Annotated in this window: 17 protein-coding genes; 8 read left to right on the top strand and 9 right to left on the bottom strand. The window is 65.1% G+C overall.

The window, feature by feature from the left end; translation table 11 throughout:
• Nucleotides 1–543 (top strand): DUF2867 domain-containing protein, encoded by a 543-nt coding sequence (locus N4T19_RS00370; protein WP_116924973.1) that lies wholly within the window; start codon nucleotides 1–3, stop codon nucleotides 541–543.
• On the opposite strand, the gene N4T19_RS00365 is transcribed toward N4T19_RS00370, so the two are convergent.
• A complete protein-coding gene (locus N4T19_RS00365) occupies nucleotides 540–1,802 on the bottom strand; it encodes an MFS transporter (RefSeq protein ID WP_260719160.1) in 1,263 nt (420 codons plus the stop codon). The two genes, N4T19_RS00370 and N4T19_RS00365, sit on opposite strands and share 4 nt — an antisense overlap.
• Nucleotides 1,803–1,897: 95 nt before the next feature.
• On the opposite strand from N4T19_RS00365, the gene N4T19_RS00360 reads away from it, so the two are divergent.
• A complete protein-coding gene (locus N4T19_RS00360; RefSeq protein ID WP_116924971.1) occupies nucleotides 1,898–2,329 on the top strand; it encodes a winged helix-turn-helix transcriptional regulator in 432 nt (143 codons plus the stop codon).
• 28 nt (nucleotides 2,330–2,357) lie between these two features.
• Here the strand turns inward: N4T19_RS00360 and cysE are convergent, their stop codons facing one another.
• Both cysE and N4T19_RS00350 read right to left on the bottom strand, forming a co-directional pair.
• On the bottom strand, nucleotides 2,358–3,137 hold the full coding sequence (gene cysE / locus N4T19_RS00355) for a serine O-acetyltransferase (RefSeq protein ID WP_116924970.1): 780 nt from the start codon (nucleotides 3,135–3,137) through the stop codon (nucleotides 2,358–2,360).
• Nucleotides 3,138–3,176: 39 nt separating this feature from the next.
• Nucleotides 3,177–3,989: an RNA methyltransferase gene (locus N4T19_RS00350; protein WP_260719159.1), complete on the bottom strand. Its 813-nt coding sequence runs from the start codon at nucleotides 3,987–3,989 to the stop codon at nucleotides 3,177–3,179.
• A 162-nt stretch (nucleotides 3,990–4,151) separates the two neighbouring features.
• Between N4T19_RS00350 and N4T19_RS00345 the strand changes: the two genes are divergently transcribed.
• Nucleotides 4,152–5,063, top strand: a complete 912-nt coding sequence (locus N4T19_RS00345) for an inositol monophosphatase family protein (RefSeq protein ID WP_260719158.1) — start codon at nucleotides 4,152–4,154, stop codon at nucleotides 5,061–5,063.
• Nucleotides 5,064–5,146: 83 nt separating this feature from the next.
• Here N4T19_RS00345 and N4T19_RS00340 read toward each other — a convergent pair whose 3' ends face one another.
• Nucleotides 5,147–5,515: an RcnB family protein gene (locus tag N4T19_RS00340; RefSeq protein WP_409935140.1), complete on the bottom strand. Its 369-nt coding sequence runs from the start codon at nucleotides 5,513–5,515 to the stop codon at nucleotides 5,147–5,149.
• Between the two features lie 561 nt (nucleotides 5,516–6,076).
• Here N4T19_RS00340 and mutS point away from each other — a divergent pair.
• Both mutS and N4T19_RS00330 read left to right on the top strand, forming a co-directional pair.
• Nucleotides 6,077–8,668 (top strand): DNA mismatch repair protein MutS, encoded by a 2,592-nt coding sequence (mutS, locus tag N4T19_RS00335; protein WP_260719157.1) that lies wholly within the window; start codon nucleotides 6,077–6,079, stop codon nucleotides 8,666–8,668.
• Nucleotides 8,665–9,489 (top strand): proteasome-type protease, encoded by an 825-nt coding sequence (locus N4T19_RS00330; RefSeq protein WP_260719156.1) that lies wholly within the window; start codon nucleotides 8,665–8,667, stop codon nucleotides 9,487–9,489. Before mutS ends, N4T19_RS00330 begins: the two co-directional genes overlap by 4 nt.
• A 42-nt stretch (nucleotides 9,490–9,531) precedes the next feature.
• On the opposite strand, the gene N4T19_RS00325 is transcribed toward N4T19_RS00330, so the two are convergent.
• Nucleotides 9,532–10,332 carry an IclR family transcriptional regulator gene (locus tag N4T19_RS00325; protein WP_021027677.1) on the bottom strand — a complete coding sequence of 267 codons (801 nt, stop codon included), beginning with the start codon at nucleotides 10,330–10,332 and terminating at the stop codon, nucleotides 9,532–9,534.
• A gap of 234 nt (nucleotides 10,333–10,566) precedes the next feature.
• Between N4T19_RS00325 and N4T19_RS00320 the strand changes: the two genes are divergently transcribed.
• Complete coding sequence (locus tag N4T19_RS00320) at nucleotides 10,567–11,466, top strand: LysR family transcriptional regulator (protein WP_260719155.1); 900 nt, start codon at nucleotides 10,567–10,569, stop codon at nucleotides 11,464–11,466.
• Between the two features lie 94 nt (nucleotides 11,467–11,560).
• Entirely contained in the window at nucleotides 11,561–12,271 is a 711-nt protein-coding gene (locus N4T19_RS00315; protein WP_313900078.1) for a DNA/RNA non-specific endonuclease, read from the top strand.
• 75 nt (nucleotides 12,272–12,346) lie between these two features.
• Here the strand turns inward: N4T19_RS00315 and N4T19_RS00310 are convergent, their stop codons facing one another.
• The 3 genes from N4T19_RS00310 to N4T19_RS00300 all read right to left on the bottom strand — a co-directional run bounded on the left by N4T19_RS00310 (nucleotide 12,347) and on the right by N4T19_RS00300 (nucleotide 16,300).
• Nucleotides 12,347–13,489 carry a CaiB/BaiF CoA transferase family protein gene (locus tag N4T19_RS00310; RefSeq protein WP_116924963.1) on the bottom strand — a complete coding sequence of 381 codons (1,143 nt, stop codon included), beginning with the start codon at nucleotides 13,487–13,489 and terminating at the stop codon, nucleotides 12,347–12,349.
• 26 nt (nucleotides 13,490–13,515) lie between these two features.
• Complete coding sequence (locus N4T19_RS00305) at nucleotides 13,516–14,511, bottom strand: Bug family tripartite tricarboxylate transporter substrate binding protein (protein ID WP_116924962.1); 996 nt, start codon at nucleotides 14,509–14,511, stop codon at nucleotides 13,516–13,518.
• Between the two features lie 82 nt (nucleotides 14,512–14,593).
• Nucleotides 14,594–16,300 (bottom strand): acyl-CoA dehydrogenase family protein, encoded by a 1,707-nt coding sequence (locus N4T19_RS00300; RefSeq protein ID WP_260719154.1) that lies wholly within the window; start codon nucleotides 16,298–16,300, stop codon nucleotides 14,594–14,596.
• A 180-nt stretch (nucleotides 16,301–16,480) separates the two neighbouring features.
• On the opposite strand from N4T19_RS00300, the gene N4T19_RS00295 reads away from it, so the two are divergent.
• A complete protein-coding gene (locus N4T19_RS00295) occupies nucleotides 16,481–17,389 on the top strand; it encodes a LysR family transcriptional regulator (RefSeq protein WP_116924960.1) in 909 nt (302 codons plus the stop codon).
• Here the strand turns inward: N4T19_RS00295 and N4T19_RS00290 are convergent, their stop codons facing one another.
• The gene (locus N4T19_RS00290; protein ID WP_232539567.1) at nucleotides 17,390–18,208 is read right to left on the bottom strand and encodes a nucleotidyltransferase domain-containing protein; all 819 of its coding nucleotides are present in this window, start codon (nucleotides 18,206–18,208) and stop codon (nucleotides 17,390–17,392) included. It lies immediately after the preceding gene.
• Between the last annotated feature and the right edge of the window lie 175 nt (nucleotides 18,209–18,383).

Here is an 18,383-nt window from a genome sequence, read left to right as displayed (position 1 = left end):
ATGCCCACCCAACCGCAAGAAACACGGCCGCCTGCGGGCAGCCGCATCGCCGAGCGCCTAGCCGGCGCGCATTTTCAGGATGCCTGGTGCATCCACACCGCGCAGACCGGCGAGCCGGCGCTGGCCTATTTTCTGGCCGCAGTCGCGCGCACGCCGCGCTGGATTGAGTGGTGCATGCAGGCCCGCAACCGGGTTGGACAGCTGGTAGGGCTCAAGAACCTGGGCACCCTCTCCCAGATCGACCCGCAGCGGCCCGCCAGCGCCTACCAGCCTGGCGAGCGCGTGGGCGTTTTTACGGTGTTAGAGAACAGCGCAGGTGAAGCACTGATCGGCGACAGCGACAAGCATTTGAACGTGGTGCTGAGCGTCCACCGCGCGCCTGTGGCGGGCCGCCAGGACCAGGTCGCCATCACCATCACGACGGTGGTGCATGTCCACAACCTGCTCGGCCACTTGTATATGCTGCCGGTGGCGCCGATGCACCGGCGCATTGCACCTGCGGTGCTGGCCGCCTTGGGCCAGGCACAACCTGCAGCGGCCTAAGCGTTCGCAGCGGCGTTCGCAGGATCCGCACGCATCCAGTCGCAGGTCGCCCGCCAAAACAGCAGCGCGCTGCCGCTGACCACCGCACCCAGCGCACACACGCCGAGCCACCCCGCATAGGCATAGACGCTGGTGGCGCTGATGGCGCCTAGGCCGCTGCCTACTGCATAGAACAGCATGTAGACGGCGACCACGCGGCTGTGCGCATCGCTGCTGCGCGCAAAGATCAGGCCCTGGTTGCTGACATGCAAGGCCTGGCCCCCCAGATCCAGTAGCACAATGCCCAACACCAAGGCTGTGATCGCCCAGCGCGGATCGGGCAGCCCGCCCAAACCGGCCAAGGGCAGCCAGGCCAGCAGCAAGGCCAGCAAGGCCCACATTGATGCGCGCTGCGCCTGGCCCCTGTCCACCCAGCGCCCCGCTAGCGTCGCCGCCAACGCGCCGGCGGCACCTACCAGGCCAAACAGGCCAATGGCAGTGTGCGAAAAACCAAAAGGCGCCGCGCGCAGCGGCAGCACCAGGCTGCTCCAGAAAATGCTGAACGCGGCAAACATCAGCAAGGCCAGCACCCCGCGCACCTGCAGGACCCGGTCGCGCCGCAGCAGGCTGCCCATCGACGCCACCAGTTGTCTATAGCCCAGGGTGGATGGCCGATGCGCCAACACTGGCAACCACCACCACAGTGGCAGCGCCATCGCCAGCATCAGCGCCGCCGATGCCATATAGACGCTGCGCCAGCCCCAGGCATCGCCCACGGCCCCGGCCAGCACACGCGCCAGCAGCAGCCCGATAAAGACCCCGCTTTGCGCGCCCCCCACCACCCGCCCCCGGGCATCGGGCGGCGCTGCACTGGCGGCGTAGGCGATCAGGCCCTGGGTCATCGCGGTGCCCAGCAAGCCCACCGCCAGCATCGCCCCCATCAACAGCGGCGCAGAAGGCGCCCAGGCTACGGCCAGCAACGCCAGCACCAGGGCCAGCAATTGCCAGGCCATCAAGGGGCGCCGGTTGACCCGGTCGCCCAAGGGCACCAGCAGCAGCAAGGCGAGGGCCGATCCCAGCTGCGTGGCGGTGATCACGCCACCGACCGCAGCCAGCGGTATGCCCAGGTCCAGCGCCACCGCATCCAACAAGGGCTGGGCGTAGTACACATTGGCCACGCTGGCGCCAGCGGCCACGGCGAACAGCCCCACCAGGCCTGATGGCACGACAGGATGCTGGACCTGCCGGCCCGGGGTATCAACACAGGAAGAGGAAGTCATCGAGTCATCACAATCTAGTTTTAATTTAAAACCAGATGAATTCTAGGCATTCCAGTTTTAAAATGCAACTCAAATGAAAACTTGGAGGATACCGCATGACCCAGCCTGAGCCCTGCCCCGTTGCGCGAGCGCTCGATACCATTGGCGACCGCTGGTCGCTCTTGATCGTGCGGGATGCCTTTGACGGCGTGCAGCGCTTTGGCGATTTGCAGCGCAACCTGGGCATGGCGCGCAATATCCTGAGCGACCGCTTGCGCAAGTTGGTGGACGCGGGCGTGCTGCAGACGCAGCCCGCATCCGACGGCAGTGCCTACCAGGAATATGCGCTGACGGCCAAGGGCCTGGGCCTGTTCCCGGTGGTGGTGGCGCTCAGGCAATGGGGCGAGGACCAGCTGTTCGCGCCGGGCGAGGCGCATTCGAGTTTGGTGGAAAAAGCCAGCGGCAAACCCGTGGCGCGCATGCAGCCGCAAACCGCCGATGGCCAGGTGCTGGCGCCCAGCGCCGCCATGGTGCGCAAGCTGGGCTAGCCGCTTATTAGCAAGACAGGCCAGGGCCTTACTTGCCGACCAGGTCGCTCAGCTTCTGGGCTTCAAATTCTGTCTCTCGCTGCGCATCGCAAGGCACGCAATCGCCCAGCTTGCTTTGCAGCGACAGCTTCTCGATGGCAGCCCAGAGCATGGTGATCTGCTGCTCATGGCCGGCCGCGCTGTCGATGATGCCGCGCATGGCCTTGGACAGAGGATCGTCTTCCTGCGTCACGCCGTAGGCGGCAAACTTCTGCTCAGGCTGGGCCTCGGTCACATCGGCGCTGGCGCCTTGGCGCGAGGCAATGATGCGCGCGGGGATGCCCACGGCGGTGGCACCCGCAGGCACCGGCTTGATGACCACGGCATTGCTGCCGATCTTGGCGCCGTCGCCCACCTCAAAGCCGCCCAGCACCTTGGCACCCGCAGCCACCACCACGTTCTTGCCCAAGGTGGGATGGCGTTTGGCGCCCTTGTAGAGCGTGGTGCCGCCCAGGGTGACGCCGTGGTAGATGGTGCAGCCGTCGCCGACAACCGCGGTCTCGCCAATCACGACACCCATGCCGTGATCAATAAAGACATTGCGGCCAATCTGCGCGCCGGGGTGGATCTCGATGCCGGTCAGCCAGCGGGCCATGTGCGAGATGAAACGGCCCGTCCATTTGAATCCATGGCTCCAGCACCAGTGCGCAGGACGCTGCATCCAGATCGCATGCAGACCGGGATAACAGGTGATGACCTCCCAACGGCTGCGGGCAGCAGGATCGCGGTCGAGGATGCACTGAATATCGGAGCGCAGGCGGTCAAGCATGGAAACAATGGTTATATAAGTATTCGAGGGCCCGCCAGTCTAGCGTTTTGTGGCCTCGGCCGTGCGCAGCATGGCCTTGGCAACACCTCTGAGGATATGGATTTCCTCCTGGGTCAGTTGCGCGCGGTTGAACATCTGGTTGAGCCGGGGCATCAGCTTCTTGGGCGCATCCAGGTCCAGAAAGCCGATCTCGGCCAGCGCCTGCTGCCAGTGCGCGAGCATGCCCGCCACCTGCTGCGCATCGGCCCGCTCGCCCCGCGCCGCCACATCGCTCACGCCATAGCCGCCCAGTGCCTGGCGCCAGTCATAGGCCACCACCTGCACGGCCGAGGCCAAGTTGAGCGAGCCAAAATCCGGATTGGTCGGAATCGACAGCGCCACATCGCAGCGGTACACATCCTCATTGGCCATGCCATAGCGCTCGCAGCCAAACAAAAAGGCCACGCCACTCTCGCCGCTGGGGTTGGCGGCTGCGGCGTCGCTGGCTGCGGGGGTGGTCTCTTCATCCAGCCGATCCGGCCCGGCCTGGGCGGCCAGCGCACCTTGCAGCAGCAGCGCAAAGTGCTCGCGCGGCGTGCGCGCGGGCGGGCCAAAGTCACGCGGGGTCATCGCCGTGGCGCACAGGTGGCTCATGCCATCGAGCGCTTCCTCCACGGTGGCCACAATGCGGCAGTTGGCCAGCACATCCAGTGCGCCGCTGGCGCGCTGGATGGTTTCTTCCTTGCGCAGCACATTGCTCCAGCGCGGGCGCACCAGTACCAGGTCATCGAAACCCATGGTCTTGATGGCGCGGGCGGCGGCACCCACATTGCCGGCGTGGCTGGTTTCGATCAGAACAAAACGGGTTTTCATAGACAGGTCGAGCAAAAATGGACATGCACCAGCGAAAAAAATCGACCGCAGGTACAATCTAGCCCCTATTGTCGCTGCCGCATCGCCGGCCGCGGTCTACTTGCCGCTCTTGCCCCAGCGTTTCGCAGCGTTTTTGCTGCCCCACTTACGCCCACACAATTTATGTCGTCCTCCTCCCTGCACCCCATGCTCAACATGGCCATCAAGGCCGCTCGCGCTGCTGGCGCCATCATCAACCGTGCCGCGCTTGACGTGGAATCGGTGCGGGTATCGACCAAACAGGTGAACGACTTTGTGACTGAAGTGGACCAGGCCTCCGAGCAAGCGATCATCGAGATCTTGCTGACCGCCTACCCGGACCACGGCATCCTCGCCGAAGAATCGGGCAACGAATACGGCAACCCCCGCTCCAACCACATCTGGATCATCGATCCGCTGGACGGCACCACCAACTTCATCCACGGCTTCCCCGTCTACTGCGTCAGCATCGCGCTGGCCGTGAACGGCCGCGTCGAGCAAGCCGTGGTGTACGACCCCACCCGCAACGACCTGTTCACCGCAACCCGTGGCCGTGGCGCCTTCCTGAACGAGCGCCGCATCCGCGTGTCCAAGCGCACCCAGCTGCGCGACACACTGATCACCACCGGCTTCCCCTTCCGTCCGGGCGACAACTTCAAGCAGTACATGGCCATGCTCGGCGATGTGATGCAGCGCACCAGCGGCGTGCGCCGCCCCGGCGCAGCGGCGCTGGACCTGGCCTATGTGGCCGCCGGCTTCAGCGATGGTTTCTTTGAAACGGGCCTGAGCATCTGGGACGTGGCAGCGGGCTCGCTGCTGGTGACCGAGGCCGGTGGCCTGGTCGGCAACTTCACCGGTGAAGCCGACTTCCTGGAGCAGCGCGAAGTGCTGGCCGGCACGCCCCGCATCTACGGCCAGTTGGTGCCCATCCTCGCCAAGTACAGCAAGTTTGCCAGCGCGGGCGACAAGGCTGCCGTGCGCCAGGCGCTGAACGACGACGGCGCCGAGCCCGCTGCGGACACCCCGGCCGAGCCCGACGCCGAGCAAGCCGAGTAAATTTCCGCACTCTCCTACGACAAAGCCCACAGGCCAGGCCTGTGGGCTTTGTCTTTGGGCGATCAGAAAACCGCCTATGTCTGTCAGTTGCCAAACACGATCTGCGCAACCACACCAGACGCAATGGCCACCAGCAGGTAGTCACCGCCATTCTGGATCCAGTGGTAGCCGCGCGGAGGCGAGCTCAGGCGGTGTCCGCGCCAGTCATTGACCACATAGCCATGCGCCCGGTACTGGGGCGGCACGCGCGAGCCCTTGACCCAGCGGTGGTCCGGCCCCGCACCGCGGTGGTTGCGCGCATCGGGCCGGTGCGCATCATGGCGGCGATCGGGCTGCGCACGACCCCGGTCATCATGGCGGTGCACCTCCTGCGGCGGGCGCGGTTGCGCTTGCACGCCGACTGCTCCAGCCCCCATCGTAGCCACCAGTGCAGCGGCGGCGATACGGCTCATCCATGTTGTCGTTGCGTTTGTCATTGAGGACCTCCTATCCTTGTAGAGCACAAGGCAGAACCGCCTTGCTTGCAACCCATGATGGCGCAAGCCTGAGGGCAAGGTGGTAGGAATCGGGCAGCTTTACCGAGATTTTCGAGGCGGTGCGATGGGCTTTACATTCGCATCGGGGTGTTAAATCTCTTCAAAGATAGCGGCGCTTGCCGCTGCGGCGTCCGCCCGCGCCGAGAACTCCTTGCATGGCAGATCTGCCAGATATTTCCATGCGCTGCATGCGAGTGACCGCCAACTTTATTCGCCAATTGCGTTAATATGCTCACCCCGCCCAGGCCAATCCCCCCCAGCCAGCCTTGTATGATGCGCATAGCGGCCAGACGCACACAGGCGCAGCCACCCTGCCCCCTGATGCACCGCCGGTGGTGCCGGCTTTATGGGCCCGGTGCCAACCCCATCACCCATGCCATGCCAAGTTGGATGCATACCAACCCATACCAATAGATGAGTTCAAACCCAATGGAAAATCCAACGCTGACAAAAGCCGATTTTTCATCGCATACGCCCATGATGCAGCAGTACCATGCTGCCAAAGTTGACCACCCCAACACCTTGCTGTTCTACCGCATGGGGGATTTTTACGAGCTGTTTTATGGCGATGCCGAGAAGGCCGCGCAGCTGCTCAATATCACCCTGACCCAGCGCGGCCAGTCGGCCGGCCAGCCGATTCCGATGGCCGGCGTGCCCTTCCATGCGCTGGAGAACTACCTGGGGCGCTTGCTCAAGCTCGGCGAATCGGTGGCGATTTGCGAGCAGGTGGGCGAAGTGGGGGCCAGCAAGGGGCCCGTCGAGCGCAAGGTGGTGCGCGTGGTCACGCCCGGCACGGTGACCGACAGCGAGCTAATGAGCGACAAGGCCGAGGCCATGCTGCTGGTGGTGCACCAGGCCCAGCGCGCCCGCTGTGGCCTGGCCTGGCTCAGCGTCACCCAGGGCAAGATTTTTCTGGCCGAGTGCACGCATGAAGAGCTGCCCGCCTGGATTGCGCGCATTGCGCCCAGCGAAGTGGCTTACAGCGCCGGTGCCTCGCAGCGCTTTGAGCAATCGCTCTACCAGCTGCGCAGCAGCGGCGTGCTGACCTGCCCGCTGGCACTGCGCCCCGACTGGCAGTTTGACGAGAAGCTGGGCGAGCGCAAGCTGCTCGAGCAACTGGGCGCGGCCAGCCTGCAGGCCTGGAACGCGCAGGCCTTGTATGCCGCCCATGCGGCCGCTGGCGCGCTGCTGACCTACGCCGAACACACCCAGGGCCGCAACCTGCCCCATGTGCAGACCATCCATGTGGTGCGCGACGATGCACTGATCGACCTGCCTGCGACCACACGCCGCAATCTCGAGCTGGTCAAGACCTTGCGCGGCGAGGACGGCCCGACCTTGTTCTCGCTGATCGATACCTGCCAGACCGGCATGGGCAGCCGCTTGCTCAAGAGCTGGTTGCTCGAGCCCAGCCGCGACCGCAGCGATGCGCGTGCGCGCCTGGGCGCCATCGCCGTGCTGCGCGGCGACAGCGACACGCTGTCGGCAGCGCCGTGGCAGATTCTGCGCACCGAGCTCAAGGGTGTCTCCGATGTGGAGCGCATCACCGCCCGCATCGCCCTGCGCCAGGTGCGCCCGCGCGAGTTGGTAGCGCTGGGTTTGACCTTGCAAAAGGCCCAGCAGCTGGCGCGCAATGCCGCTGCGCCCGCGCCACTGCTGGGCGAGATTTTTGAAGCGCTGCAGCCACCCTTGGAGGCGATGGAGCTGCTGATCCGTGCGATCGATCCCGAGCCCGCAGCGCTGGTGCGCGACGGCGGCGTGATTGCAAACGGTTTTGATACCGAGCTGGATGAGCTGCGCGCGATCCAGACGAATTGCGATGCCTTTTTGCTGGACCTGGAGACGCGCGAAAAAGCGCGCACCGGCATCAGCAACCTGCGCGTGCAGTTCAACAAGGTGCATGGCTTCTATATCGAGGTCACCAGCAGCCACAAGGACAAGGTGCCCGACGACTACCGCCGCCGCCAGACCTTGAAGAACGCCGAGCGCTTTATCACGCCCGAGCTCAAGACCTTCGAAGACAAGGCGCTGTCGGCCCAGGAACGCGCCTTGCAGCGCGAGAAATGGTTGTACGAGCAGGTGCTCGACCAGTTGCAGCCGCATGTCAGCGCCCTCACGCGTGTGGGCCAAGCGATTGCCTCGCTCGATGCGCTGTGTGCGCTCGCCGAGCGCTCATTGACCCTGAACTGGTGCGCGCCGCAGTTTGTGCCCGAGCCCTGCATCGACATCGATGCCGGCCGCCACCCGGTCGTGGAAGCGCGCCTGGCCGAAACCTCCAACGCTTCCTTCATCGCCAACAACACGCGGCTGTCGAGCCTGCAGCGCCTGCAGATCATCACCGGCCCCAACATGGGCGGTAAATCGACCTATATGCGCCAGGTGGCGCTGATTGCGCTGCTCGCCAGCATGGGCAGCTATGTGCCCGCCACGCGCTGCCTGCTCGGGCCCATTGACGCGATCCACACCCGCATCGGCGCGGCCGATGACCTGGCCAATGCCCAGTCCACCTTCATGCTGGAGATGACCGAGGCCGCGCAGATCCTGCACAGCGCCACCCCCAACAGCCTGGTGCTGATGGACGAGATCGGCCGGGGCACCAGCACCTTTGATGGCCTGGCGCTGGCCAGCGGCATTGCCACGCATCTGCATGACAAGACCAAGGCCCTGGCCTTGTTCGCCACCCATTACTTTGAGCTGACCGAGCTGCCGGCCAAGGCCAAACATGCGATCAACATGCATGTGGCCGCGACCGAAGCGGGCAGCGACATCGTGTTTTTGCATGAACTGCAACCGGGCCCGGCCAGCCGCAGCTATGGCGTGCAGGTGGCCAAGCTCGCGGGCATGCCCGCGCCCGTGCTCAGCCATGCCCGCCATGCACTGGCCGCGCTGGAAGCGCGCCAGCAGGCGGGCGACTCCCAGGTGGACCTGTTTGCCCAGCCGGCCTCGGCCGAGACCCCCACTCCCAGCGCCGTCGAGGCGCAATTGCGCGAGCTGCAACCCGATACGTTGACACCGCGCGACGCCCTCGATCTACTGTATTCACTCAAGCGACTCGCTGACAAGTCATGACCTATTGTGTAGCCATCAAGCTGAACGCCGGCCTGGTGTTCCTCTCCGACTCCCGCACCAATGCGGGCCTGGACCATATCAGCACCTTCCGCAAGATGATGGTGTATGAGAAGCGCGGCGAGCGCTTCATGGTGCTGCTGTCTGCCGGCAATCTGTCGATCTCGCAATCGGTGCGCGAGATATTGCAGACCCAGCAGCTCGAAGACGAGAACGGCGGCCCGCCCATCACCATCTGGAACGCCAAGAGCATGTTCGATGCCACCCGCGTGCTGGGCGCTGCCGTGCGCCATATCCAGGAGCGCGATGGCAAGGCGCTCGAGCGCGCTGGCGTCGACTTCAACTGCAGCCTGGTGTTTGGCGGCCAGATCGCTGGCGAGAGCCCGCGCCTCTTTCAGGTCTACTCGGCCGGCAACTTCATCGAGGCCACGGCCGAGACCCCCTACTTCCAGATTGGCGAGGCCAAGTATGGCAAGCCCGTTCTCGACCGCGTGCTGACGCCCAAGACCCCCCTCAATGAAGCGGCCAAATGCGCGCTCGTCTCCATGGACAGCACGCTCAAATCCAACCTGTCGGTGGGCCTGCCGCTGGACCTGGTAGTCTACGAAACCGACCAGCTCGCCTGCGACAACATCGCCTGCATCGACGAGTTCAACCAGTACTTCCGCATGGTGCGCAACACCTGGGGTGACAAGCTGCGCCAGGCCTTTGACAGCATCGACGACCCGCACTGGGACAGCGGTGATATGGCCGCATCGATCCAGCCGGACAACAGCGCCATCCGGCCGGTCAAAAAAATCACCAATTCAAATGTGATGCTCTAAAGCGGTAGTTGGTACGGAGTGCGCCAGCCTGCGCACAAACTATCAGCCATGCACCAGATTGGGGTTTTGCGCCAGCTGCTGGGCAATCGCACGGCAGGTGCGCAGCAGCGGCTGGATATAGGCGGCCTGCACATCTTCGCGCTGGCGGAACAGCAAGGTGCTGACGCTGATGGCGGCCACGGGGCTGCCGTCCGGCCCCAGCACCGCAGCGCCAAAGCAGTAAATGCCCTCTTCATTTTCTTGCGCATCGGTGGACCAGCCGCGTTGGCGCACTGCGTCCACCTGCTGCTGCAGCGCCTGCGCATCGCCCACCGTCTGCGCCGTCAGCGGCGCATAGCTCAGCTCTGCCATCAGCGCACTGGCATCGCCGGGAGGCAGCGCGGCCAGGTAGGCCTTGCCCACGGCGGTGGAGTACAGGTTCACGCTGGTGCCAATGCGCGATGACATCTGCACGGCGCTGTCGCTCTCGAGCTTTTCGATATAGACCATGCTGTGGCCCGAGGGCACGGCGAAATGGATGGTCTCCTGCGTGGCATCGCGCAGATCACGCAACGCCTGGGTCGCTGCCATGCGCAGGCCCGAGCGGCTCCAGCTGCGGCTGGCCAGTTGTACCAGGCGCGGGCCCAGGGTCCAGCAGCGCGTGCTCCCCACTTCCACCAACATGCGCTCGGCCTGCAGCGCCGCCACAATGCGGTGCACCGTCGGGCGCGGAAAACCTGTTGCCTTGGCCATCTCGGCAATGCCCAGCGGCTCGCTGCCATCTGCCACCAGCTGCAGCACGCGCATGAACTTGGAAAACGCTGCCGTGCCGGCAACACTGCTTTCAGAAGACGAAGTAGCCATGCGCCGTAGCATACCCCAGCGCAAGAGGGTTCAGGGTCGCCAGCTGCATGCACTGCGCGCTCTCCTGCCATTCGACGCATACAGAGGCCAAAGCATTCTTCTTTTCCATAGGAATGCGGTTCCATCCCTTCAACGGTGATGCCTTCCGAATGATCACTATGGAAAATCCATAGCCAGAATCGCGGCAGACCGCTACCATGGCGCATCCCCCCACGACACCGCTTCCCGCCCGCCATGCGCTTTGACCTGCAAGACCTGCGCCTTTTTGTCCATACGCTGGAGTCCGGCACCATCACCCAGGGGGCAGAGCGCTGCCATATCACCCTGGCATCGGCCAGCGAGCGCATTCGCGGCATGGAAGCGGTGCTGGGCGCGCCCTTGCTCCACCGCAGCAAGCGCGGGGTCACAGCGACCGAGGCGGGGGCCGTGCTGCTGCCCCATGCCCGCCGCATGCTGCTGCAGATGGAGCAGCTCGCCGGCGACATGCAGGCCTTTGGCCAGGGCCTGGGCACGCGCATTGAGCTGCTGGCCAACACCTCAGCGATCAGCGAGCACCTGATTGCGCCGCTGGGCGCGTTTATGCAAGCCAACCCGCAGCTGCGCCTGGAGCTGCGCGAATGCACCAGCGATGCGATTGCGCGCGCGCTGATGGCCGGTGAGGCGGATATGGGCGTGCTCTCCAACGCCGTACCTGCGGGCAGCCTGCACACCCAGGTCTGGCGCGATGACCCGCTGGTGCTGCTGGGCACGACGCGCCTCTTGGCCGCCCTGCCCCAGGATGTGCAACTGCACCACCTCAAGGACATTGCGCTCCTGGGCCTGCTGCCCCAGCATGCGCTGCACCAGCTGATGGCCGCGCAGGCACTGCAGGCGGGCGTGGCGCTGCGCTACCGCGCGCTGGCCCCGCACCTCGAAGCCCTGTGCGACTGGGTCGCGATGGGCCTGGGCGCTGCGCTGGTGCCGCGCACCGCTGCCGAATGCGCCACCCTGCGCTGGCCCCAGGCCCGGCTGCGCCTGCGGCCGCTGAGCGCCGACTGGGCCGCACGCCAGCTGGTGCTGGCCTGCCGCGACCCCGCCCAGCTGCCGCCCCAGGCGCTGCAGCTATGGACCTTTCTGCAGGAAGCGGCCCACTAGGCATTGCAGCGAGCGCCATCCACGGCCCGCATAGCCGACGGCCTGCCCGGCCTTTGTCCCCGGCGGGCCCATCTTGTGCAACACTTGCGCGCTTATGTTTTCCCGCCTCTCTGTTTACCTGGCGCCAGCGCTGCTGTGCGCTGCCGCCCCTGCCCTGGCTGCAGGCTTTGATGACTGCCCGCAGTTCTTCTCGGGCAAGCCGCCCAGCACCAGTGCCTACGGCCAATTGCGTCCTTTGTGTTTTGAAGAGTTTGCCGTGCTGCATTCGGGCCAGACCAAGACGCCGATCTTTGTGGCCCAGCGCCTGAACGCCCGCATGCTGGACCAGGCCAAGGACTTGAAGCGCAGCGACAAGTTCTACGAAGAAGCCCGTCTGCCCGCGCGCGAACGCGCCCAGCTGTCGGACTACCGGCGCTCGGGCCTCAGCCGTGGCCATATGGCTGCGGCCGGTGACATGAGCACCAAGTACGGCAAGGCCCAAAGCTATTCGCTGGCGAATATGGTGCCACAGGACCCGACCCAGAACGGCAAGCCCTGGTCGCAGATCGAGCAGGACACGCGCCGCTACATCCGCCGCGCCAAGGGCGATGTCTTTGTCATCACCGGCCCGGTTTTTGGCAGGCAGCACCGCACCATCGGTGACGGCCAGGTCTGGGTGCCCGATGCCGTGTTCAAGATGGTCTACGACCCAGCGACCGGCCAGCGCTGGGTGCATCTGCAGGACAACCAGCCATCGACCAAGGCGGGCAAGCCCCTCAGCTACGCGGAGTTTGTGCAGCGCACGGGCATTCGCCTGCTGGACTGAGCACAGTCCCTGGCTCAGAAAAAAGGCCCATGCTGCAATGCGCAGACATGGGCCTTCGCGGGTGAATGGTGCGGCTCAGTGGTCGTTGGCCGCATCCAAAAACGCCGTGCCTTCGCTCAGCGGCGCAAAGCGGTAGGACGCGGGCGTGCGGCTGAGTTTGACCGGGGCGCCCAGGCCGGTGTAGTCGCCCATCTTCACAACCATCTCGCGGTGCGCGGTGTGCGGCGCTTGCAAGGCCTGCTCCACATTCAGCACCGGCGCGGCGGGCACGCCAATGGCCATCAGGTCTTGGGCCAGTTGCACGCCGTCGTGCGCGGCAAAGGCTTTTTCAAGCAGCGGCTTGAGCACATCACGGTTTATTGAGCGTTGGCCGGCGGTGGCAAAGCGCGTGTCATCGGCCAGGGCCTCCTGCCCCAGGTGCTGGCACATCAGGCGGAACTGGCGGTCATTGCCCACGGCCAGGAAAATAGGCGCCTTGCCGGTGTTCACCACATCGTAGGGGTAGATATTGGGGTGGGCATTGCCGGAGCGGCCGGGGATCTTGCCGTTCATGAACCAATTGGCGGCATGCGGGTGCAAGAGCGAGATGCCCGCGTCGTACAGCGAGGCATCGACCAGCTGGCCCAGGCCGCTGCGGCCGCGCTCATGCAGCGCCAGCAGCACGCCAATGACGGCATTGAGGCCGGTGACCATGTCGACCACCGGCAGGCCCACACGCAGCGGGTCGCGGTCGGCCTCGCCGTTGATGCTCATCAGCCCGGCCATGGCCTGGATGGCCGCGTCATAACCGGGCAGGCTGCCCAGCGGGCCATCGGCGCCAAAGCCGGTGACGCGGCACCAGACCAGGTGCGGAAACTGCTGCTGCATCTGCTCGTAGCCAATGCCCCATTTCTCCATCGTGCCGGTCTTGAAGTTCTCGACCACCACATCGGCCTGCGCCATCAAAGCGCGCACCTGGGCCTGGCCTTCGGCACTCGCCAAGTCCATGAACTGCACGCGCTTGTTGCGGTTCAGACCCAGGTAGTACGAGGCCACGCCTTCGCGGAACGGCGGGCCCCAGCTGCGCGTATCGTCGCCTTGCGGCGGCTCGACCTTGAGCACATCGGCGCCATGGTCGCCCAGGATCTGGCCGCACAGCGGCCCGCCCAGAATGCGCGAGAGATCGAGCACCTTGATGCCCTGCAAAGCGCCTGCTTGGGCCGCCTGTGTTGTTGTCATGGTCCGTTTTTCCGTTTTCCGTTGGATCAGTCCAGCGTCACACCCGACTGCTGCACCACTGCCTGCCATTTGTCTACTTCAGTACCGATAAAGCGCCCCAGATAGGCGGGCGACCGGTCCGGTGATGCCTCCAGGCCCTGCGCGGCAAAGGCCTTTTTCACACTGTCCGAATCCAGCGCCTTGGAGAAGGCCTGGTTGAGCACCTGCACACGCTCGGGCGGCGTGCCCTTGGGGGCGACGACACCGAAGAAAACACCCACGTCATACCCGGCCATGCCCTGCTCGGCCACGGTGGGAATGTCGGGCAAGGCGCTGGAGCGGCGCGCGGTGGCTACGCCCAGCGGTTTGACCTTGCCTGCCTTGATATAGGGCATGGCCGTGAGGATATCGGTAAAGCTCATGTCGACCTGTCCCGCCAGCAAATCATTGAGCGCCGGGCCCGTGCCCTTGTAGGGAATGTGCTGCAGCTTGGTGCCCGCCAGGTTGTTGAACATGACCCCGGCCAGGTGCGACGAAGCGCCATTGCCCGATGACGCGAAATTGAGCTTGCCGGGCTGGGCCTTGTCCAGCGCGATCAGGCCCTGCACGTTGTCGGCTGGCAGGCTGGCCTTCACCACCAGGATATTGGGCAGGTAGCCCACATAGATGATGGGCGCGTAGCTGGTGCGCGGGTCGTAGCTGATCGACTTGTACAAGCTCTTGTTGATCGCCAGCGGCCCCGAGGTGCCGAACATGATGGTGTAGCCATCGGGCTTGGCGCGCGCCACATACTCGGCGCCGATATTGCCGCCTGCGCCCGCGCGGTTCTCCACCACTACGCTCTGGCCCAGCTCGCGCGTCAGCTCGGTCGCCAGAATGCGGGCCATCGCATCGGTGGGGCCGCCCGGTGGGAAGGGTACGGTGAACATGATCGGACGGTCGGGGAATTTGTCAGCGGCTTGCGCCGAGGCGATGCCCACGCCACCCAGCCCGGCCAGGCATGCGAGGGCGAGCGCCGCCGTGTTCAAGGAAAATTTTTGCATGTTTGTCTCCATGTATTGAGGGATGCAGGTCTGCTGCCTGCGTATTGATGGGGGTGTCTCTGCCGGTCTGCGTATCTGTTATTCAGTCCAGCCAATCAGCGGGAATGGCGTCGCTCGCCAACGGGTCGCGCGGCAACACGCGGTGCAGCAGCACCAGTTGCGACAGACGCAGGCGCTCGGCCGAGTCGATCTGGCCGGCTTCCCAGGCCATCGCAATGGCGGTGGTGCAGTTGTACAGACCGGTGGCAGCCTGGCGGGCCAGCACCGCGCCGCCGTCTTGCGCGGCACGCTCGGCCAGCGCGCTGGCGCGGGCCAGAGCGGCATCCAGCGTCTGGCGGTAGCCTGCGCTGATGCTGCAATGCGCCAGCAGGCCGTGCAGATAGGCCTGCAGCACCGGCAGCGAGCCTTCCCGCTGGATGGCGCGCACGACATCAAGCGCGACAATATTGCTGGTGCCTTCCCAGATGGAGCCCAGGTGGGCATCGCGCACCAGGCGCGGGTCCGTCCATTCCTCGATGTAGCCGCAGCCGCCGCGCACTTCCATCGCGTCACCTGTGACCTTGCGCGCATCGCGGCAGGCGCGGAACTTGATCATCGGCGTCAGGATGCGCAGCAGCGCATAGGCCTCCTTGTCGCCCGCGTCCGAGCGCATCAGGGTCTGCGCGGTCTGGAACACCATGGAGCGCGCCTGCTCGGCGGGCACGCGCAGCTTGTCGAGCTGGCGCTGCATCAGCGGCATGTCCTGCAGGCGCTTGCCAAAGGCCACGCGCTCGCTGGCGACAAACTCGGCCTCGGCGACCGCGCGGCGCATCATGCCGGCCGAGCGCACACCATTGGACAGGCGCGAGTTGTTGACCATGTCGGCCATCTGCACAAAGCCCCGGCCCTGCTCGCCGATCAGGTAGGCCGTGGCGCCTTCCATGCGGATCTCGCCGCTGGCCATCGACTTGGTGCCCAGCTTGTCCTTGAGGCGAATGATGCGGTAGTGGTTCTGGCTGCCGTCATCGAGCTTGCGCGGCAGCAAAAAGAGCGAGATGCCCTTAATGCCAGCGGGCGCGCCTTCGACACGGGCCAGCACCATCGCAAACTCGGCATCAGGGTTGGAGCAGAACCATTTGTCACCCGTCACGCGCCAGCTGCCATCGGCCTGCGGTTGGGCCAGGGTCTGGGTGTTGGAGATGTCGGAGCCGGCGGCCTGCTCGGTCATGAACATGGCGCCCTGGGCCTGGCTGTCCCAGTCCAGCGACAGCAGCTGCGGCAGGTACTTGGCGACCAGCTCCGGCGCGCCGAACTTCTTCAAGGTGCGCGTGAGCGAATCGGTCATCGACAAGGGGCAGCACAGGCCAAACTCGGACTGCACAAACAGATAGGTCAGCGCATATTTGACGATGGGCGGCATCTTGCCCTGCCAGCCCAGCATGTCGTCGCGGTGCGAAATCGCCTGCAAGCCGAACTCGCCATAGGCAATGCGTTCGAGCTCTTCATAGGCCGGGTGCTTGATGATGCGCTGGCGGTCTTCACCGGCGCGGCTGCGGTGCTCCAGGGTGGGCGGGTTCTTGTCGGCAATGCTGGCGAGCTCATCGATGCGGCCGCCTGCGAGCTCACCCATGCGCTGCAGATAGGGCTGCAGATGGGCCAGCAGGTCGGCGGGAAGGTAGAGCTGCAAAAGCTGCTGCAAAGCCGGGTCGGTGCTGTAGAAATTGCTGCCGTGGCGATCGGGCACGGGGTGCTCATGGGCCTGTGCCACTTGCGCCATGGCGCTGCGCTGGGATGGGTCCGGTGCGGACATGCGGGTCTCCTGATGGCGGGCTGGCGGCGATGCTCTGCCGGCCCGCATGGTTAGGCGTGTTTTGTGCGCGGGTTCGCGCTCGGGTCGCGAGGTTTTGCGCCATTTCAGCAGCCAGTGCTATTCGCGTCAAATATTATTAAAATCTTTATCGATACGTATTAAATATAGATAGGAGCCTCCATGGAGCTGCGGCTGCTGAACTACTTTGCAACGCTGGCCGAAGAGCTGCACTTCAGCCGTGCAGCCCAGCGCCTGTCCATCTCGCAGCCGCCGCTGTCGGTTGCCATCCGCCAGCTGGAAGAAGAAATTGGCGCCGCGCTGTTTGAGCGCAGCAGCAAGGGCGTGCGCCTGACCGCTGCCGGCGCCCACCTGCTGCCACGCGCGCGCCAACTGTTGGCGCTGGCCGGGCAGGCGGCGCAGGAGACGCGCGATGTCGGCCAGGGCGTGCGCGGCCATCTGCGCCTGGGCTTTGTCGGCTCGGCGCTCTACCGGGGCGTGCCCCAGGCTTTGGCCCATTTTCAGAACGCGCATCCGCAGGTGCGCATCGACATGCGCGAGCTCAACAGCGCCGAGCAGCTGCTGGGCCTGCAGCAGGCCGAGCTGGACATGGGCCTGGTGCATTCGGTGATGCTGCCCGAAGGCCTGCGCAGCCAGCTGCTGATGCAAGAGCCCTTTGTGGCCTGCCTGCCGCGCCCGCATGCGCTGGCGGGCCATGCCGCGCTCGATCTGGCGCAGCTCAAGCACGAGCGCCTGGTGCTGTTCTCCAGCGCTGTCTCGCCGCTCTACCACCAGCGCATCTACCAGATGTGCATGGCCCATGGCTTTGCGCCCGAGGTGCGGCATGAGGTGCGGCACTGGCTGTCGGTGCTGTCGCTCGTGTCGCTGGGCCAGGGCGCGGCCATTGTGCCCGCCGCGCTGCAGCGCGTGGGCATGCCCGATGTGGTGTTCATCCCGCTCTTGGGCGAGCAGCCGCAGTCCGAGCTGCTGGCGGTCTGGCGCAGCCAGCCAGACAACCCGCTGGTGCACAAGCTGCTGCTCAGCCTGCAATCCGCCGTGCAGGCCGTGCAAGCCCCTGACCCAGGCGCCTGATCAACCCGTGTGGCCGCTCAGCACGGTGCGCAGCAGCAAATCATCGAGCGGCGCAAAGTCCACGCTCGGTGTCTGCGGCGCGGGGGCGGCTTCCAGCTGCGCCAAGGTCGTCTCGATAAAGGCATTGAGCACCGGCATCGCGGCACCATGCTCGGACTCCTTGGCCGCGCGCTTGACCACCAGCAGCGCCGCAATCGCGTCAAGCACGGCCGGGTCAGCGACCGTGCCATCGACCAGATCCTGAAAGCGCATCGGTGCCACGCCCCGGCCCTCGGCCAGCCACAGGCAGGCCAGCAGCGGGCGCAGCACATAGAGGTATTTCTTGAGCCGCACCGTCTCGCCCTGCAGGTACTCGCGGTAGTTTTTGCGCGCCATGTGCAGGTAGTGGTAGTGCGTGCGCTCGGGTAGGTGCACGCGCTCGATGGCGGCGCGCATGTCGGCCACAAACAGCGGATCGGCCTGGTAGACCACGGGAGAATCAAACCATTCGATCAAGGTGGCATTGCCCTTTTTGAGCAGGCCCAGCGCCTTGCGCAGCTCCCAGCCATTGACATCGAAGACATCGGAGATAGGCAGCTCGATCACATCGCGCTGCTCGCTCACGCTCAGGTACCAGGGCAGGCGCGGTGCATAGATAAAGCGCACATCGTAGTCACTGTCGGGCGATGCAAAGCCCCAGCCCCGGCTGCCGGACTCGCAGGCAAACAGAATGCGCACCTGGTGCTCGATCTCGATCTGCGCCAGCTTGGCTTCGATGTCGGCGCGCACTGCCGGGTCGATGGGGTGCACTTGCTCTTGCCAGGCTTCGGATGGGTTCACGCTCGCTCCCTTCAAAACCGTTGATCTTGCCAGAACCGGTGCGACCCAGCCCTGACCCGAGCCGCACTGGCTGCATAGGCAATGCGAATGCATCTGCTTACAGCCCGCATCCAGAGCGGTGCTACATGGGCATTTGGCTGCTTTCGCAACCAAGCGCACGCAGACACGCGATACT

Origin of the sequence: Comamonas squillarum (assembly GCF_025309455.1) — a bacterium.
In the GTDB taxonomy this organism is placed as follows: Bacteria; Pseudomonadota; Gammaproteobacteria; order Burkholderiales; family Burkholderiaceae_C; genus Comamonas; species Comamonas squillarum.
This window is presented reverse-complemented; position numbering and strand designations above follow the sequence as displayed.

What these genes read in the sequence shown, in the direction of transcription:
- N4T19_RS00370 (WP_116924973.1), top strand. Translation starts at nt 1, where the DNA reads ATGCCCACCCAACCGCAAGAAACACGGCCGCCTGCGGGCAGCCGCATC.
- N4T19_RS00365 (WP_260719160.1), bottom strand. Translation starts at nt 1,802, where the DNA reads ATGACTTCCTCTTCCTGTGTTGATACCCCGGGCCGGCAGGTCCAGCAT.
- N4T19_RS00360 (WP_116924971.1), top strand. Translation starts at nt 1,898, where the DNA reads ATGACCCAGCCTGAGCCCTGCCCCGTTGCGCGAGCGCTCGATACCATT.
- cysE (WP_116924970.1), bottom strand. Translation starts at nt 3,137, where the DNA reads ATGCTTGACCGCCTGCGCTCCGATATTCAGTGCATCCTCGACCGCGAT.
- N4T19_RS00350 (WP_260719159.1), bottom strand. Translation starts at nt 3,989, where the DNA reads ATGAAAACCCGTTTTGTTCTGATCGAAACCAGCCACGCCGGCAATGTG.
- N4T19_RS00345 (WP_260719158.1), top strand. Translation starts at nt 4,152, where the DNA reads ATGTCGTCCTCCTCCCTGCACCCCATGCTCAACATGGCCATCAAGGCC.
- N4T19_RS00340 (WP_409935140.1), bottom strand. Translation starts at nt 5,515, where the DNA reads ATGAGCCGTATCGCCGCCGCTGCACTGGTGGCTACGATGGGGGCTGGA.
- mutS (WP_260719157.1), top strand. Translation starts at nt 6,077, where the DNA reads ATGATGCAGCAGTACCATGCTGCCAAAGTTGACCACCCCAACACCTTG.
- N4T19_RS00330 (WP_260719156.1), top strand. Translation starts at nt 8,665, where the DNA reads ATGACCTATTGTGTAGCCATCAAGCTGAACGCCGGCCTGGTGTTCCTC.
- N4T19_RS00325 (WP_021027677.1), bottom strand. Translation starts at nt 10,332, where the DNA reads ATGGCTACTTCGTCTTCTGAAAGCAGTGTTGCCGGCACGGCAGCGTTT.
- N4T19_RS00320 (WP_260719155.1), top strand. Translation starts at nt 10,567, where the DNA reads ATGCGCTTTGACCTGCAAGACCTGCGCCTTTTTGTCCATACGCTGGAG.
- N4T19_RS00315 (WP_313900078.1), top strand. Translation starts at nt 11,561, where the DNA reads ATGTTTTCCCGCCTCTCTGTTTACCTGGCGCCAGCGCTGCTGTGCGCT.
- N4T19_RS00310 (WP_116924963.1), bottom strand. Translation starts at nt 13,489, where the DNA reads ATGACAACAACACAGGCGGCCCAAGCAGGCGCTTTGCAGGGCATCAAG.
- N4T19_RS00305 (WP_116924962.1), bottom strand. Translation starts at nt 14,511, where the DNA reads ATGCAAAAATTTTCCTTGAACACGGCGGCGCTCGCCCTCGCATGCCTG.
- N4T19_RS00300 (WP_260719154.1), bottom strand. Translation starts at nt 16,300, where the DNA reads ATGTCCGCACCGGACCCATCCCAGCGCAGCGCCATGGCGCAAGTGGCA.
- N4T19_RS00295 (WP_116924960.1), top strand. Translation starts at nt 16,481, where the DNA reads ATGGAGCTGCGGCTGCTGAACTACTTTGCAACGCTGGCCGAAGAGCTG.